This is a genomic window from Streptomyces ossamyceticus, from assembly GCF_001418475.1.
Classification (GTDB): domain Bacteria; phylum Actinomycetota; class Actinomycetes; order Streptomycetales; family Streptomycetaceae; genus Streptomyces; species Streptomyces ossamyceticus.
In genome coordinates, this window is the sequence record NZ_LIQX01000036.1 from 1 (window position 1) to 16,088 (window position 16,088).

13 protein-coding genes are annotated in these 16,088 nt (G+C 71.2%); 8 read left to right on the top strand and 5 right to left on the bottom strand.

Features of this window, described 5'->3' with window-relative positions; all coding sequences use genetic code 11:
• Nucleotides 1–693 (top strand): hypothetical protein (locus tag AOK15_RS03525; RefSeq protein WP_055512620.1); only part of this gene is annotated, 693 nt, incomplete at its 5' end.
• A 64-nt stretch (nt 694–757) separates the two neighbouring features.
• The gene (locus tag AOK15_RS03530) at nt 758–1,768 is read left to right on the top strand and encodes a helix-turn-helix transcriptional regulator (RefSeq protein ID WP_055512622.1); all 1,011 of its coding nucleotides are present in this window, start codon (nt 758–760) and stop codon (nt 1,766–1,768) included.
• Here the strand turns inward: AOK15_RS03530 and ctaD are convergent.
• Nucleotides 1,677–3,410: an aa3-type cytochrome oxidase subunit I gene (ctaD, locus tag AOK15_RS03535; RefSeq protein ID WP_055512624.1), complete on the bottom strand. Its 1,734-nt coding sequence runs from the start codon at nt 3,408–3,410 to the stop codon at nt 1,677–1,679. The two genes, AOK15_RS03530 and ctaD, sit on opposite strands and share 92 nt — an antisense overlap.
• Nucleotides 3,411–3,788: 378 nt before the next feature.
• Between ctaD and AOK15_RS03540 the strand changes: the two genes are divergently transcribed.
• The gene (locus AOK15_RS03540; RefSeq protein WP_055512626.1) at nt 3,789–4,004 is read left to right on the top strand and encodes an I78 family peptidase inhibitor; all 216 of its coding nucleotides are present in this window, start codon (nt 3,789–3,791) and stop codon (nt 4,002–4,004) included.
• A 105-nt stretch (nt 4,005–4,109) separates the two neighbouring features.
• Here the strand turns inward: AOK15_RS03540 and AOK15_RS03545 are convergent, their stop codons facing one another.
• Both AOK15_RS03545 and AOK15_RS03550 read right to left on the bottom strand, forming a co-directional pair.
• The gene (locus AOK15_RS03545; RefSeq protein WP_055512628.1) at nt 4,110–5,135 is read right to left on the bottom strand and encodes a phosphatase PAP2 family protein; all 1,026 of its coding nucleotides are present in this window, start codon (nt 5,133–5,135) and stop codon (nt 4,110–4,112) included.
• Between the two features lie 238 nt (nt 5,136–5,373).
• Nucleotides 5,374–6,567, bottom strand: coding sequence for a glycosyltransferase family 39 protein (locus AOK15_RS03550; protein WP_055512631.1), 1,194 nt, complete (start codon nt 6,565–6,567; stop codon nt 5,374–5,376).
• Nucleotides 6,568–6,901: 334 nt separating this feature from the next.
• Between AOK15_RS03550 and AOK15_RS03555 the strand changes: the two genes are divergently transcribed.
• Nucleotides 6,902–8,503 carry an MFS transporter gene (locus tag AOK15_RS03555; RefSeq protein ID WP_055512633.1) on the top strand — a complete coding sequence of 534 codons (1,602 nt, stop codon included), beginning with the start codon at nt 6,902–6,904 and terminating at the stop codon, nt 8,501–8,503.
• 81 nt (nt 8,504–8,584) lie between these two features.
• Entirely contained in the window at nt 8,585–9,775 is a 1,191-nt protein-coding gene (locus tag AOK15_RS03560; protein ID WP_055512635.1) for an acyl-CoA dehydrogenase family protein, read from the top strand.
• A gap of 39 nt (nt 9,776–9,814) precedes the next feature.
• Here the strand turns inward: AOK15_RS03560 and AOK15_RS03565 are convergent, their stop codons facing one another.
• Complete coding sequence (locus AOK15_RS03565) at nt 9,815–10,258, bottom strand: cell division protein SepF (RefSeq protein ID WP_055512637.1); 444 nt, start codon at nt 10,256–10,258, stop codon at nt 9,815–9,817.
• Between the two features lie 313 nt (nt 10,259–10,571).
• Between AOK15_RS03565 and AOK15_RS03570 the strand changes: the two genes are divergently transcribed.
• The 3 genes from AOK15_RS03570 (at nt 10,572) to AOK15_RS03580 (ending at nt 14,960) form a co-directional block, all read left to right on the top strand.
• Complete coding sequence (locus AOK15_RS03570) at nt 10,572–11,786, top strand: DUF5685 family protein (RefSeq protein ID WP_055512639.1); 1,215 nt, start codon at nt 10,572–10,574, stop codon at nt 11,784–11,786.
• A gap of 444 nt (nt 11,787–12,230) precedes the next feature.
• Nucleotides 12,231–13,133, top strand: coding sequence for a S1 family peptidase (locus AOK15_RS03575; protein ID WP_055512641.1), 903 nt, complete (start codon nt 12,231–12,233; stop codon nt 13,131–13,133).
• 747 nt (nt 13,134–13,880) lie between these two features.
• Nucleotides 13,881–14,960, top strand: a complete 1,080-nt coding sequence (locus AOK15_RS03580) for a S1 family peptidase (RefSeq protein ID WP_055512643.1) — start codon at nt 13,881–13,883, stop codon at nt 14,958–14,960.
• 99 nt (nt 14,961–15,059) lie between these two features.
• Here the strand turns inward: AOK15_RS03580 and AOK15_RS03585 are convergent, their stop codons facing one another.
• Nucleotides 15,060–16,082 carry a hypothetical protein gene (locus tag AOK15_RS03585; RefSeq protein WP_055512645.1) on the bottom strand — a complete coding sequence of 341 codons (1,023 nt, stop codon included), beginning with the start codon at nt 16,080–16,082 and terminating at the stop codon, nt 15,060–15,062.
• Nucleotides 16,083–16,088 lie beyond the last annotated feature (6 nt).

Here is a 16,088-nt window from a genome sequence, read left to right on the forward strand (position 1 = left end):
CATCTTCTGCTGCGCCGCCGGGGCGGCCGGGAGGAGGTGCGCCTGCCCCTCACCCCGGCCGGCGGCGACCGCCTCAGGGCGGCGCTGCCCGGCAGCGTGGCCCTGTCCGAGGGCCGCTGGGACGCCTATCTGCGAGCGGCGGGCGCTGAGCCGCTCCGGCTCGCTCCCGGCCTCAACGACCTGCGCTCCCTGGTCGACCGGGCTCCCGGCGCGGTCGCCGAGCGGGTCGTCGTCCGCATCCCCTACGCCACCAAGAACGGCAACCTCTCGGTCCGCAGCTGGGAGCGCTCACCGCACGCCGAGGCCGGCGCGCTGCACATCGGCGACGGCGAACTGACCGTCAGCGTCCGCCTCTACGGCACCGAAACCGCCCCGGACGCGTACGCCGAGGCCGCCGACCGGCACGGCGCGTTCCCGCCCGTCCGGGCCGACCTGACCCCGGCACCCGGCGGGTTCCGCTTCACCGTGGCGTACGGCGCGCTGCGGCCCGGCCTGTGGGACCTGTGGCTGCGTCCCGGCGGCGAGGCCGGGCCGCGGGTACGGATCGCGCGGCTGCTCGACGACGTCGTCGACAAGAAACCCGTCTACGTGTACCCCACGGCCGGCGTCGACACGGAGCACGGCCCGGTGGAGGCGACCCCGTACTACACGGTCGACAACGATCTGTCGGTCACGGTCGCCGCCGTGGGCTGAGCCGCGAAGGGGCAGCGACGGTCGAGGACAGTAACTGTCCTCGACCGCTGGCAGACTCGCCCCCATGTTGGAGACATCGGCACGTCTGCTGCGGCTGCTCTCGCTCTTGCAGGCCCACCGCGAATGGTCCGGCTCCGAGCTGGCCGACCGCCTCGGCGTCACACCCCGCACGGTCCGCCGTGACGTGGACCGGCTGCGCGAACTCGGCTACCCCGTCAACGCCAGCCCCGGCACCGGCGGCGGCTACCAGCTCGGCGCCGGCGCCCAGTTGCCGCCGCTGCTGCTGGACGACGACGAGGCGGTCGCCGTCGCCGTCGGGCTGCGCACGGCCGCGGGCCAGGGCGTCGAGGGCATCGGCGAATCCTCGGTGCGGGCCCTCGCCAAGCTCGAACAGGTGCTGCCGAACCGGCTGCGCCGCCGGGTCGGCGCCCTCAACGCCTTCACCGTGCCGCTGCTGCGCGGCCCCCAGCCCTCCGCCGTCGACCCGGCGGTCCTCACCGACCTCGCCCACGCCTGCCGGGACGCCGAGCGCCTGCGCTTCGAGTACCGCGACCACGGCGGCGCCACCACCCGCCGTACGGTCGAGCCGCACCGCCTGGTGTGCACCGAGCGGCGCTGGTACCTCGTCGCCTGGGACGTCGACCGCGGCGACTGGCGCACCTTCCGCGTCGACCGCGTCACGCCCAAACCGCCGCACGGGCCGCGCTTCACCCCCCGCGAGGCGCCGGCCGCCGACCTCGCCGCGTACGTCTCCGAGGGGATCTCCACGCGCGCCTACGCCGCCCAAGCCGTCGTCCGGCTGCTCGTCCCCGCCGAGGAGGCCGCCGCTCGGCTCTCGCCCGCCGCGGGCACCCTGGAGCCCCTCGACGACGACAGCTGTCTGCTGCGCACCGGGGCGGCGAACCTCGACGTGATGGCCATCCACGTGATGATGACCGGCATCGCGTTCGAGGTCGTCGAACCGTCGGCGCTGACCGAGACGATCAGGACCCTTCGGGACCGTCTGACGGCCGCTCTTGACCGAAGCGCGGATGCGGCGTCCGCTCCTGGCCCTCGCGGGTCTGGGGCGGCGTGATCGCGGCGAACCTCGGATGGTGCAGGTCGAACGCCGGGGACTCGGAGCGGACCCGGGGCAGCGTCACGAAGTTGTGCCGCGGCGGCGGACACGACGTCGCCCACTCCAGGGACCGCCCGAAGCCCCACGGGTCGTCGACCTGGACCCGCACGCCGTACCGGGAGGTCTTCCAGACGTTGTAGAGGAACGGCAGCGTCGACAGGCCGAGCAGGAACGCGCCGATCGTCGACACCGTGTTGAGGGCGGTGAAGCCGTCGGCGGCCAGATAGTCCGCGTACCGCCGCGGCATGCCCTCCGCGCCCAGCCAGTGCTGCACCAGGAACGTGGTGTGGAACCCGACGAACAGGGTCCAGAACTGGATCTTGCCGAGCCGCTCGTCCAGCATCTTCCCGGTGAACTTCGGCCACCAGAAGAACAGCCCCGCGAACGTCGCGAAGACGACCGTGCCGAACACCACGTAGTGGAAGTGCGCCACCACGAAGTACGAGTCCGTGACGTGGAAGTCCATGGGCGGCGAGGCCAGGATCACCCCCGTCAGACCACCGAACAGGAACGACACCAGGAACCCGGTCGCCCACAGCATCGGCGTCTCGAACGACAGTGAGCCCTTCAGCATCGTCCCCGTCCAGTTGAAGAACTTCACCCCCGTCGGCACGGCGATCAGGAAGCTCATGAACGAGAAGAACGGCAGCAGCACCGCCCCGGTGGCGAACATGTGGTGCGCCCACACCACCACCGACAGGCCCGTGATCGCCATCGTCGCGCCGACCAGGGTGAGATAGCCGAAGATCGGCTTCCGGCTGAAGACCGGGATGATCTCCGTGATGATCCCGAAGAACGGCAGCGCGATGATGTAGACCTCGGGATGCCCGAAGAACCAGAACAGGTGCTGCCACAGCAGCGCGCCGCCGTTGGCCGAGTCGAAGACCTGTGCGCCGAACCGCCTGTCGGCCTCCAGGCAGAGCAGCGCCGCCGCCAGCACCGGGAACGCCATCAGGATCAGGATCGACGTGAACAGCGTGTTCCAGGTGAAGATCGGCATCCGGAACATCGTCATACCGGGGGCGCGCATCCCGATGATCGTGGTCAGGAAGTTCACCGCGCCGAGGATCGTGCCGAACCCGGACAGCGCCAGCCCCATGATCCACATGTCGGCCCCGATGCCCGGTGACCGCTCCAGGCTGTTCAGCGGCGCGTAGGCGAACCAGCCGAAGGCCGCGGGGCCGGACGGCACCAGCAGCGACGCCATGACGATCAGCCCGCCGAAGAGGAACAGCCAGTACGACAGCATGTTCAGCCGGGGGAAGGCGACATCGGGCGCACCGATCTGCAGGGGCATGATCTCGTTGGCGAACCCGGCGAAGGTCGGCGTCGCGAAGAGCAGCAGCATGATCGTGCCGTGCAGCGTGAACAACTGGTTGAACTGCTCGTTGTCCACGATCTGCAGGCCCGGCCGGGCCAGTTCGGCCCGCATCACCAGGGCCATCAGACCGGCCGCCAGGAAGAACAGGAACGACGTGACCAGGTAGAGATGGCCGATCTTCTTGTGGTCCGTGGTGGTCAGCCAGTCGACCACCAGCCGTCCCGGCCGCTTGCCCCTCCGTACGGGTCGTGCCGACGCCGGTACGGTCTCGGTCCCCATCGCTCGCCCCTTCGCTGCCGCGTCCCGGGCCCGTGATGCACGCCATGATGCTCGCGCCCCGGCCGCTCCGACAGGGGGCGTACGGGGGAACTGTGCAGGAATCGTGTATTTCCCATGAGGTCCCCGCTTCCCGGAGCCGTCCGGGAATCGGTGGGAAAAGGCCGGACATGCACCGGACACACGGCCCCGGACCTGCTTTCCTACGGGCTATTCGAGATGGTGCCGAAGCACTCCGGAATTGTGTTCGCCAGCGCGGGCAAGGCCCGCGGAACCGCTCGTACGTGTGACGAAGTTGGGCCGAAACGCGTGTCGTGGTTCTGTGACAGAAGCGTGACTGCGGGGGGACAGGGCCCCCTTCGGCCGCCTAACGTGGCGGGCATGGCACCGATTCCGCACTCGCCCGAAGAGCCCCGGGACAACCCCGACTCCTACGTCGGTCTGGAGGCGCCGAGCGCCGAGCGACGCGCCCTGGAACACGGCTGGTCCACCGTCAGAAAGCTGCCGCCGGGCGCGATCATCACCATGGAGTACCGCTTCGGCCGGCTCAACCTGGAAGTCGAGGACGGCCGGGTGAAGCGCGCCTGGAAGGGCTGATCGCGGGGCCGGCCGGAGGCAGGACGGGCGAAGGCCCGGCTCGTGACGAGCCGGGCCTTCGCGGTGCGGGGCATGGAGTGTGCGTACCTGCCCCGCTGTCTCGTGTCAGCCGCCCGCGACCGGCCGGGCCGTGGAGGTCCCTCGTGTCATACGGTCCGCGTGGGGCGGCCGACGGTGGCCGAGCGGGGTGATCGGCGCCCGCTCCGACCTGGCCGAATGCGGGGTGGAGGGCAGGTGCAGCGGCATGATCGGGGCGTGGGCGGTGCGGGCCGCGATCCCCGTGTCGCGGACGCTCGCCGCCTCTTCGCCGGGTGTGCGCAGCGTGCTCGTCCCCACCGGCGCCGGGGTCGGGGCCGGAGCGGGGACCGTCGTACGGCGGTCGCGCCAGGTGTCCCGCAGCGAGAAGATCCAGGCCTCGGCGCGGGAGATCAACGGCTCGAACCAGGGCAGCGCCAGCAGGATCAGCAGACCGGCGGCCCAGCCCAGCAGTACGTCGCTGAGCCAGTGCGTGCCCAGGTACACGGTGGTGAGGCCGACGCCGAGCGAGGTCACGGCGGACAGCGCGGACAGCCAACGCCTGGCCCGCGGGGTCGACGCCAGATACGCCAGGATGCCCCAGGTCACCACGGCGTTGGCGGTGTGGCCCGAAGGAAATATGTCGCCGCCCAGCCACATCTCGTTGGAGCCGATCTCGGTCGCGTAGTGCGGGCCGAGTCTGCCCATGCCGAGCTTGGCGGCGCCGACCGTGATGTTCAGCAGCAGCAGCGAGACGCCGAGCGCGAGGAGCGGGCGCAGGGTGTGCTGCCGCCAGGAGCGCCAGCCCAGCCAGGCGGCGACCATCACGGCGGTGGGGCCGCGCTGGCCCAGGACGACGTAGTAGTCGAGGAAGGCGTGGATCTCCGGCCACTGCTGGTACGGCCGGAAGAACATGATCTGCCAGTCGAGCCGCACGAGCCACGAGGTGATGATCACGGCCCACACGATGGCCACGTAGAAGGCGAGGGTCGACGAGAACAGCACCACACGGTGCCGCGTCATCACCGGCACGTCGATGTGGGCCGGTCGCTCAGGCTCACGGTCCAGCCTGGAGAAGACCCGGTCCAGACGGGTCGGCTTTAGTTCGGTACGCACTCAATCGACGTTACAGCGAGTGAGCTCCGGTGCGGCGTGAATCACCGGCTTTGTGATGACGCCGTGATGTGGGATTGCTCTCAGATTGATGTTTATTTCTGCTGAATGTTGAATGGATGGACTGCTCAGCCTTCAATTCCATGGCCGAATGATGGTCCGTCGTTTTGCGGTCCTTTTGAATTCGTTCACCGTCCGCTTGCGCCGAATTACGCAACCGCTTCCCGCTGCCGGGTGACGCTCAGGGCGGGCCGGAGCCGTTCAGCCAGAACGCCCCGTAGACCGCCGACACGGCCGCGACGCCGCCGAGCACCGCCGCCGACCTCGGGGTCCGCGCCCGGGCCAGAGCCAGGGCGAGAGGCAGGAGCAGCGGGAAGGCGGGCATCAACAGGCGCGGTTTCGAACCGAAGTAACTCGACGCGCACAGGGCCAGCGCGGTCACGACCCCCGCGTAGACCAGCAGCGGGAGCGGCTGGCCCTGCCGGACGCAGATCACGTACAGCCATACGACCGCCGCCACACCGGCGATCAGACCGACGCCCGCCAGGGCCGAGGGGAACGACGTGAACTTGTCGGCGATGAACCGGGCGAAGGCGTAGCCACCGTCGAAGCCATTGCGCCAGCCCGCCTGGACGTCGAGATAGCCGAGCGGCCCCTTGCCGGTGCGCTCGCCGACCCACAGCACGTAACCGCCCGCCCCCAGAGGGGCGAGGAGCATGCCGAGGGCGCGCGGCCACCAAGGGGTGCCCCCCGACGCCTCCGGGCTCCGGTTCCGTCCGGACGAGGGAGCGGGGTCGAGGTGTCGCTGTCGTACGTACGACGTGATCGCCGCCGCCCATACCGCCGCGACCACCGCCAGGCCCACCGGGCGGGTGAGGCCCGCGAGGGCGGCCAGGGCGCCCGCCGTCACCCAGCGGCCGGTCAGGACGGCGTACAGGGACCAGGCGGCCAGCGCGGTGAACAGCGCCTCCGTGTACGCCATCGACTGCACGATCCCCACCGGCAGCACCGCCCACAGCAGCACCGCGCACACCCCGGCCCGCCGGCCGTAGACCAGGTCGACGACGGCGAAGATCCCCCAGGCCGCCCCGAGCGAGGCCAGCGTCCCGACGGCCAGCCCGGCGTGCGCGTACGACAGCGGCGTCACCGCCGACACCGCGCGCTCCAGCCACGGCAGCAGCGGGAAGAAGGCCAGGTTCGAGTGGACGTCACCGTTGGGCAGGCGCACCTCGTAGCCGTAACCGAGCTCGGCCACCCTCGTGTACCAGAGCGCGTCCCAGCGGGCCGACAGCAGTGTCAGGGCGCTCTTGTCGCGCGCCGCGCTCCACAGGGTGAGCACGACGACCCCCAGGACGCGCACGGCGGCGTACCCGAGGAGTGCGGGGGCGGCCCGCCGGAGGAGGGGCGGCGCCGGGCGCGTAGCAAGATCGGTCACGCGCTCGATTATCGGCGGTGCCCGGAACCGGCCGGGGGGTCCGCACGTGATGGTCGGTGAGGGATCGTGACGGATGACCCACGGGCGACCGGGGAACGGGCGATGGAGGAGCCGTGGAGAACCCGTGGACGGTCGGCGGGGTGTCGTACGCCACACACCGCGGAAGCCGTCCATGAGACACCCACCACGTTTCACCGGCCGGAACTCGCGTACCCTGACGGCTCACTCGCCTTTCGTTGCGCGGGTCCGGGCCGCCGCTCTCCCGGGCCGTAGCCGCCGGGGAGTCCCCGCCCCGCGGTCCCGCCGAGCGCGAGAGCATCTGGGAGGTACGTACATGTCCGGGACGCCCACGGCCGCCGCGCGACGCCGTAGGGAGGCCGGGGCCGGTGCAAACCGATGGGTCGTCCTCGTCGTCCTCTGCGTCAGCCTGCTGCTCGTCGCCGTGGACGCCACCGTGCTGCACGTGGCGGTGCCCGCCGTCACCGAGGACATCAAGCCCGGCGCCATAGAGCTCCTCTGGATCGTCGACGTCTACCCGCTCGTCTGCGCCTCGCTGCTGATCCTCTTCGGCACCCTCGGCGACCGTGTCGGCCGCAGACGCGTCCTGCTCCTCGGCTACGCCCTGTTCGGTGTCGCTTCCGCACTCGCCGCCTTCGCCGAGAACCCGCAGGTCCTGATCGCGGCCCGGGCGCTGCTCGGCGTCGGCGGCGCGATGATCATGCCGGCGACGCTGTCGATCCTGCGGCAGGTGTTCCCCGACCGGCGCGAGCGCGCCCTCGCCATCGGTGTCTGGAGCGCCGTCGCCGCGGTCGGCGCGGCCGTCGGACCTCTGCTCGGCGGGTTCCTGCTGGAGCACTTCTGGTGGGGCTCCGTCTTCCTTGTCAACATCCCCCTGATGCTCGTCAGCCTGCCCGTCGGACGTCTGCTGCTGCCGGAGTCGACCGGCGACCGCGACGGACCGTGGGATGTCGTGGGCGCACTGATGGCGGCCGTCGGACTCTTCGGCGTCGTCCTCGGCGTGAAGCGACTCGGCGGCGGGCACCCGCCGTTCGACCCGGGCACCGCGGTGGCGCTGCTCGGGGGCGGTGTCCTGATGGCCGCGTTCGTGCGCCGACAGCGGCGCCGGAGGCATCCGCTGGTCGACCTGCGGATGTTCACGCGGCCCGCGTTCAGCACCTCCGTCGGCTGCATCGTCCTCGCCATGCTCGCGCTGGTGGGCCTCGAACTGATCGCCGCGCAGTATCTGCAACTGGTCCTCGGGCTCTCCCCGCTGGAGACCGGGCTGCGGCTGCTGCCGCTGACCATCGCGGCGATGGCGGCCGGGCTCGTCGGCTCCCATCTGCTGCACCGCTTCGGCCCGCGCCGCATGGTGTCGCTGGGCTTCTGCCTCACCGCGTTCGCGGTGGTGCTGCTCACGGAGATGGGCCGCCAGGACAACGCGGCGCTGCTGCTCACCGGCTTCGTCCTGCTGGGCTTCGGCCTGGAGACGACCCTGTTCGCGGCGTACGAGTCGATGCTGAGCGAGGCGCCCGCGTCGTCCGCCGGCGGGGCCGCGGCGATCGGTGAGACCTCCTACCAACTGGGCGCGGGCATCGGCATCGCCCTCCTCGGCAGCGTGATGAACGCGGCGTACGCGCCCGGGTTGTCGTCGGTGCCGGGGGTTCCCTCGTCGGCGTCCGCGGCGGCGGGGCACTCGCTAGGGGAGGCGTACGAGATCGCCGGGCGGTTGGGCGGGCCCTCCGGGGAGGCGCTGCGGCACGCGGCCCGGGACTCCTTCGTGCACGGTCTGCATGTCACGTTGCTGGTGAGCGCGGGCCTGTTGGTACTGGGCGCGGTCATGGCACTGCGGCTGCCGCGGGCCATGGAGTGCGAGGCGGAAGTCCCGGGGCCGAGAGAGGCGAAGGCGACGCCCGTGCGGGCGGAGTCGGTGCGCTGAGCCGCCGGGCACTGGGCGTGGCCGGGGCGTGTGGGTAATCTGCCTAGCGTTGCTAGTTTTAGTGAGCCGGAGGTTGCCCTCATGTCCGTGCCCGCGAAGTCGCCGTCCTTCGACCCCGCCGACCCGCTCGGCCTCGACGACCTGCTCGAACCCGAGGATCTCGCGGTGCGGGACACCGTGCGCGGCTGGGCCGCGGACCGGGTGCTGCCGTTCGTCGCCGAGTGGTACGAGCGGGGCGAGCTGCCGGAGATCCGCGAGCTCGCCCGGGAGCTGGGGGCGATCGGGGCGCTGGGCATGTCCCTCGACGGGTACGGGTGCGCGGGGGCCAGTGCCGTGCAGTACGGGCTCGCCTGTCTGGAGCTGGAGGCCGCGGACTCGGGGATCCGGTCGCTGGTGTCCGTGCAGGGCTCCCTCGCCATGTACGCCATCCACCGGTTCGGCAGCGAGCAGCAGAAGGAGACCTGGCTGCCGCGGATGGCGGCCGGCGAGGTCATCGGCTGCTTCGGGCTGACCGAGCCCGACCACGGGTCCGACCCGGCCTCGATGCGGACGTATGCCAAGCGCGACGGCACCGACTGGGTCCTCAACGGGCGCAAGATGTGGATCACGAACGGGTCCGTCGCGGGGGTCGCCGTCGTGTGGGCGCAGACGGACGACGGCATCCGCGGGTTCGCCGTACCGACGGACACCGCCGGGTTCTCGGCGCCGGAGATCAAGCACAAGTGGTCCCTGCGGGCCTCCGTCACCAGCGAACTCGTCCTCGACGACGTCCGGTTGCCCGCCGATGCCGTCCTGCCGGAGGTCAAGGGACTCAAGGGTCCCCTCAGTTGTCTGTCGCACGCCCGGTACGGGATCGTGTGGGGCTCGATGGGGGCGGCGCGGTCGAGTTTCGAGGCCGCGCTCGACTACGCCAGGACCCGTGAGCAGTTCGGGAGGCCGATCGGGGGTTTCCAGCTCACCCAGGCCAAACTCGCCGACATGGCGGTCGAGTTGCACAAGGGGATTCTGCTCGCCCACCATCTGGGGCGGCGGATGGACGCGGGACGACTCCGTCCCGAGCAGATCAGCTTCGGCAAGCTGAACAACGTACGAGAGGCGATCGAGATCTGCCGTACCGCCCGCACGATCCTCGGTGCGAACGGGATCTCGCTGGAGTACCCGGTGATGCGGCACGCGACCAACCTGGAGTCCGTGCTCACCTACGAGGGCACCGTCGAGATGCACCAGCTCGTGCTGGGCAAGGCGCTCACCGGACTCGACGCCTTCCGGTGACCGGGGGCACCGGAAGGCGGGGCGGTGAGCCGCCCTGCCTCAGCTCTGGTTGAAGAAGCCGTCGGCCGGTCGGCCGGCGGCCTCGCCGCTGACGATCTCCGTGTCGGCGGGGGTCAGCAGGAACACGCGGTTGGAGACCCGCTCGATCGAGCCGCGCAGACCGAAGATCAGGCCGGCGGCGAAGTCGACGACACGCTTGGCGTCGGAGGGCTCCATGTTCGTGAGGTTCATGATGACCGGGACGCCGTCCCGGAAGAGTTCGCCGATGTGCCGTGCGTCGCGGAAGCTGTCCGGGGTGACCGTGCCGATCCGGCGGCCCTGCTCGTGGGCGGACTCGGACGCGACCTTCACGCGAGGGTCGGTGACCCATGCCTCGCCGGACCCGGACTCCCGCTCATCGGCGTAGTCGTCGTCGTAGTAACGCTCGTCATCGTTGTCGTCGACGAGGCCAAGCCAGGCACTCGCCTTGCGCACCGATCCCATGGACGCCTCCTCTCACAGCGGTCTTTTTCTCTTTCCGCATCCCTATCGTCGTCCATGATGCGGATGTCTCGCCAAGTGGATAGACGCCGCACGGGGGTTTCGTGACGGTACTGGTGCAGAACGAATTCGTCGAGAGTCCATGTGCCCCAAGGGCTGTGCCGTACACGTCTGCTGACTGAGAGTGAAATAATATTGTTCGCGGCGTTTGGGTGAGTGTCGAGCGTCCGGGTGAACGTTCCGGCGGCTACGATGCGGCGCAGTTCAGGCACGTGCGCGTGGCCGTTCGGGGCGCGCGACAGACACGGGGGACGTCGTGTTCGGAATCGTGAGGCCCTGCGGTCATCGGCTCGGTGAAGGTCTGAAGGCCCAGTGGATGGCACATCTGTGCGGGCTCTGTCTCGCGCTGCGCGGGGACCACGGGCAGTTCGCCCGCATCGTGACGAACTACGACGGCCTGCTGGTCTCGGTTCTGACGGAGGCTCAGGCCGAGCGGACCACCGACTGGCGGCGCACCGCCGGGCCCTGCCCGCTGCGGGGCATGCGCACCGCGTCCGTCGCGCAGGGCGAGGGCGCTCGGCTCGCCGCCGCCGTCTCCCTGGTCCTCGCCTCGGCCAAGGTGCGCGACCACGTGGCCGACGGTGACGGACTGCTGGCGCGCAAGCCGGTCGCGTCCGCCGCGCGCCGGGTCGCGACGAGCTGGGGGCGCGCCGGCGCGCGCACCGGCTCGGACCTCGGCTTCGACACGGCGGTGCTGGTCGACGCCGTGGACCGGCAGCTAGGCGTCGAGGCGCTCGCCGGGCCGGGCACACCGCTGTTGACGGTGACCGAGCCGACCGAGACGGCGACCGCGGCGGCCTTCGCGCACACCGCGGTGCTCGCCGGACGCCCGGGCAACGTCGAACCGCTCGCCGAGGCCGGCCGGCTCTTCGGGCGCCTCGCCCATCTCCTGGACGCGGTCGAGGACCTGGCCGACGACGCCGCGGCAGGCGCGTGGAACCCGCTGACCGCGACCGGGACGTCCCTGCCCGAGGCCCGGCGGCTCGCCGAGGATGCCCTGCACGGCATCCGGCTCGCCCTGCGCGAGGTCGACTTCGTCGACGGCAAGCTGGCCCATCTGCTGCTCGTGCACGAACTCCGGCGCTCCGTCGACCGGGCGTTCGGCACGGTGCCGGTGTGCGCGTCGCACCAGCACGGCGGGCCTCCGCCGCACGGCAACCCGTACGGGGGCGGCGCCGGAAACCCGTACGGCGGCGCGGGTGGGAACCCCTACGGCGGCGGGAACCCGTTCGGTGGTGGCGGCGCGTACGGCGGCAGCGGTGGCGGGCCCGGCGGCTTCGGCGGCGTGCCGCAGCCACAGCCGCCCAGGCGGCGGGGGTTCTGGGCCGGTTGCGGGATGTTCTGGTTGCTGTGCTGCACCTGCCAGTTGTGCTGTGCGAAGGAGTACGAAGGGCCGTGGTCCCGGAAGAAGCGGGAGGGCTGCTGCCGGGACTGCGACTGCTGCGACGCGTGTGACTGCTGCGACTGCTGACCCACGGCCGGGCCGGGGTACGGCCGGCGGCCGCGCGTGCGTCGGCGCGGGCGCGCTGGGGGCGCGCGTGAAGGCGAGCGACCCCCGAGGGGGCATGATCGGGCGGTCTAATGATCGAGGTGTGCTCTGACGCGTCCCCCTCTGACGCGTCCCCCGCCGACGGTGACGGGGTCGTACTTATGGGGACCCCGGGTCGGCCGTCCGGGATTCACACAGAATCCCCACAACTCCGTCGGTGAGATCAACTGCCTTGCCCACTGGGCCGGTTGGTGTTCGAGCGGCCGAAAGGCACTCTTGCGGGGATCGGTGGTGCGGCCGAATACTTCCCCGCAGCGCCTTGTCAGGAGCACGGCATATTCGGAATCCGGACACGTGCCCTGATTCGCGCCTCACGGGCCCAAACCCCACGCGGGCCCCCGACTTCCCTGTAGGAGGGAACGAACAGTGAGGATCAAGCGCACCACTCCCCGCAGCGGCATCGCGAGACGGACCCGGCTGATCGCCGTGACCACCGGACTCGTGGCCGCGGCCGCCGCGACAGTCCCCACCGCCACCGCGGCAGACGCCCGCACGTTCAGCGCGTCGGAGCTCAAGAGCGCCAGCGCGTCGGTGCTCAAGGCGGATATCCCCGGTACCGCCTGGGCGGTCGACGAGAAGACGGACAAGCTCGTCGTCACCGTCGACAGCACCGTCTCCCAGGCCGAACTGCTGAAGATCAAGGAGGCGGCGGGCGACAAGGCCGGCGCTCTGACGATCAAGCGGACGCCGGGCAAGTTCAACAAGCTCATCAAGGGCGGCGACGCCATCTATGCGAGTAGCTGGCGCTGCTCGCTCGGCTTCAACGTCCGCAGCGGGAGCACCTACTACTTCCTGACCGCCGGTCACTGCACCGACGGCGCGGGCACCTGGTACTCCAACTCCGGTCGTACGACGGTCCTCGGCCCGACCACCGGGTCGAGCTTCCCGACCAACGACTACGGCATCGTGCGCTACAGCAACACGTCCATCGCCAAGGACGGCACCGCGGGCAGCGTGGACATCACCAGCGCGGCCACCCCGAGCGTGGGCACCAACGTCATCCGTACCGGCTCCACCACCGGTACCCGTACCGGACGCGTGACCGCTCTCAACGCGACCGTGAACTACGGTGGCGGCGACATCGTCTACGGCATGATCCAGACCACGGTCTGTGCCGAGCCCGGCGACTCCGGCGGCCCGCTCTACGGCAGCAACGGCGTCGCGTACGGTCTCACCTCCGGCGGCAGCGGCAACTGCAGCTCCGGTGGCACGACCTTCTTCCAGCCGGTCACCGAGGCCCTGAGCGCCTACGGCGTCAGCGTCTACTAGGCCGACCGGATCAGCAGGACCGCCGACCGGCCGCCGTGCCGGTCGGGCGGGCCGGCCCCGAGCGGGTGCTCTTCCCCCCGGCACCCGCGTCCGACCGTAGGACGTATCGCGGTCAGTAGTTCGAGCCCCCCACGTGACGACGTGCGGGGGCTCGCCCTGTTGCGGCGGCGGGACCACCGCCGGGACGGCGTGCGCCGCATGTTGTGCGCGGCGCGGGTCGTGAGGCGGTGCGAGCGGGGGTGGTGTCCCGGCTCGGCCGACTCCAGGTCCACGGTGCGCGGGCCGGGACGGCTCCGGGCGTCGCGCCGCCGGTTCCGGGTGAGGCCGTGCCTCCCGCTCCGCCCGTCGCCGTGCCTCCCCCTCCGTCGGTCCCGGCCGTGGCACCGGAACCGGTGCGGGAGCAACTTCCGTCACAGGACGCCCCGTAGGGAATCGGACTCCAGTGGGTCGACTTTCAGACAGGACTAGACCTCACCCGTTGCGCAGGGGATCGTTGCGTCCTGTGTTTGCACTGTGAATTCGCATGGGGCGTTACCGGACGGTAATGACATTGGGGGCGCGCGCCCACGGTGTGTGCTCGTCCGGAAGTCGACCTTGTGTGCTCCCTGTGCGCCTCGGAATAGTTGGCGCCGCACAGTTGGCATGGACGCGGCGTTTTTGTCGTCCGCCGCCTCCATATCCGTATTCCTTACGGTCGAACGGGGTCCCCACAACCTCTTCGGCCGACCCCCCACAGGAGGACGTGAGTTGAAGCACCGACGCATACCCAGGCGCCGTGTCGTCGTGACGGGTGCGGGCATCGCCGCGCTGGTCGCCGCGGGAGTGACCTTCCAGACTGCGAACGCGAGCGAGACCGCGCCGACCGCCCAGCCGAAAGCGCTCTCCGTCCTGGCGGCCGGAAAGCTCGCCTCGACCCTCGGTGAGGACCTCGGCGCCGACGCGGCGGGAACGTACTACGACGCGAAGAGCAAGCTCCTCGTCGTGAACGTGCTCGACGAGGCCGCCGCCGAGACCGTCGAGGCGGCCGGCGCCAAGGCCCGGATCGTCGAGAACTCCCTCGCCGAGCTCAAGAGCGCCCGGACGACCCTCAAGGACGACGCCACCATCCCCGGCACCTCCTGGGCCACCGACCCCACCACCAACAAGGTCGTCGTCACCGCCGACCGCACCGTCTCCAAGGCCGAGCTGGCGAGACTGACCGAGGTCGTGGACGGCCTCGGCGCCACGGCCGAACTCAAGCGCACGAAGGGCGAGTTCAGGACCTTCGTCGCGGGCGGCGACGCCATCACCGGCGGCAGCGGGCGCTGCTCCCTCGGCTTCAACGTGGTCAAGGGTGGCGAGCCGTTCTTCCTGACGGCGGGTCACTGCACCGAGGGCATCTCCACCTGGTCCGCCGGCGGCCAGGTCATCGGCCAGAACGCGGACTCCAGCTTCCCTGGCGACGACTACGGCCTGGTCAAGTACACGGCGGACGTCGACCACCCCAGCGAGGTCAACCTCTACAACGGCTCGACCCAGGCCATCAGCGGCGCCGCCGAGGCCACCGTCGGCATGAAGGTGACCCGCAGCGGCTCGACCACCCAGGTCCACAGCGGCACGGTCACCGGCCTCGACGCCACCGTGAACTACGGCAACGGCGACATCGTCAACGGCCTCATCCAGACCGACGTCTGCGCCGAGCCCGGCGACAGTGGCGGCTCCCTCTTCTCGGGCGACAAGGCGGTCGGCCTCACCTCCGGCGGCAGCGGCGACTGCACCTCGGGCGGCGAGACGTTCTTCCAGCCGGTCACCGAGGCGCTGTCGGCGACGGGCACGCAGATCGGCTGAGGCGGATCGGCTGAGGCCGAGCGCGCGCCGGGCCTCCGGCTCGGCCGAGAGCTCGGCACGCCGGAGGTCGGAGGGCCGCCGTACGGCCGGGCCCGCGGCTCACGCCTCGGCGGGCCGGCGATCCGGCTTCCTTCTCAGGGCCGCCATCACCAAGGTGATGGCGGCCCCCGCCGTTGCCCAGGCGGAGAGCACCAGCAGGGGGACGGTGGTGTCGTTGCCCTCGAAGTACGCGATCGAGCGGGCCACCCAGACACCCGCGCCCGGCGGGAGCGCCGGACCGATCGCCGCCCAGAACGGGGGCAGCAGCGGCGGGGGCAGCGCGCCGCCCGCGCTCGGGTTGCCGGCGACCACCACCAGCAGCACGGCGATCCCGATACCGGCGATCCCGAAGACGCACTGGAGCGCCAGCGTCGCCGCGCCCACCGCGAAGACGACCAGCGCCCCCAGCCCCCACAGCGCTGCCACGCTTCCGGGCAGGGCGCCCAGGACCGGTCCGGCGGTCACCGCGCCGCCGAGCCCGCCGAGGACCGAGAACACCGCCAGGGCGGCGAGCCGGATCACCCCGCGCCGCAGATTGGTGGGCCGTGCCCCCGCGCTCATCGCCAGCGCCGACGCGCACAGATAGCCGCCGACGCACCAGCCCACGACCAGATAGAAGGAGGTGAGCCCGTTGGCGTCCCCGAGGCCGGCCGGGGCCACGTCCACCGTCCGCAGCGTGCGCCCCTCGGACTGCTCCAGCGTGCCCACGAGGGCGGCCAGCGCGCCTGCGAGGGAACGGCCGCCGCCGGAGGCGACCAGCAGGGTGTCGGTGGTGCGGGCCGGGTCGATCAGCAGGGCGCCGTCGATCTCCCGGTCCACGATCTGCTCGCGCGCCGTCGCCGCGTCGGCCGCCGTGCGTGGATCCAGCGGCTCGCCCGGCAGCCGTTCCAGCCGGGTCACCGTCTGCTCGGCGGCCGCCCGCGGTGCGACCACACCGAACGGCACGTCCCGGAGCTTCGGGTGGTGCAGCGCCCCCACGTACGAGGCGATGAAGAGCAGCTGGAGGGCGAGCACGCCGACGACCAGCAGGGTGGCCCGCGGGGTGACCCCGTCCCTCAGCTCGTCCAGGAGGGACGGGGTCACCCCGCG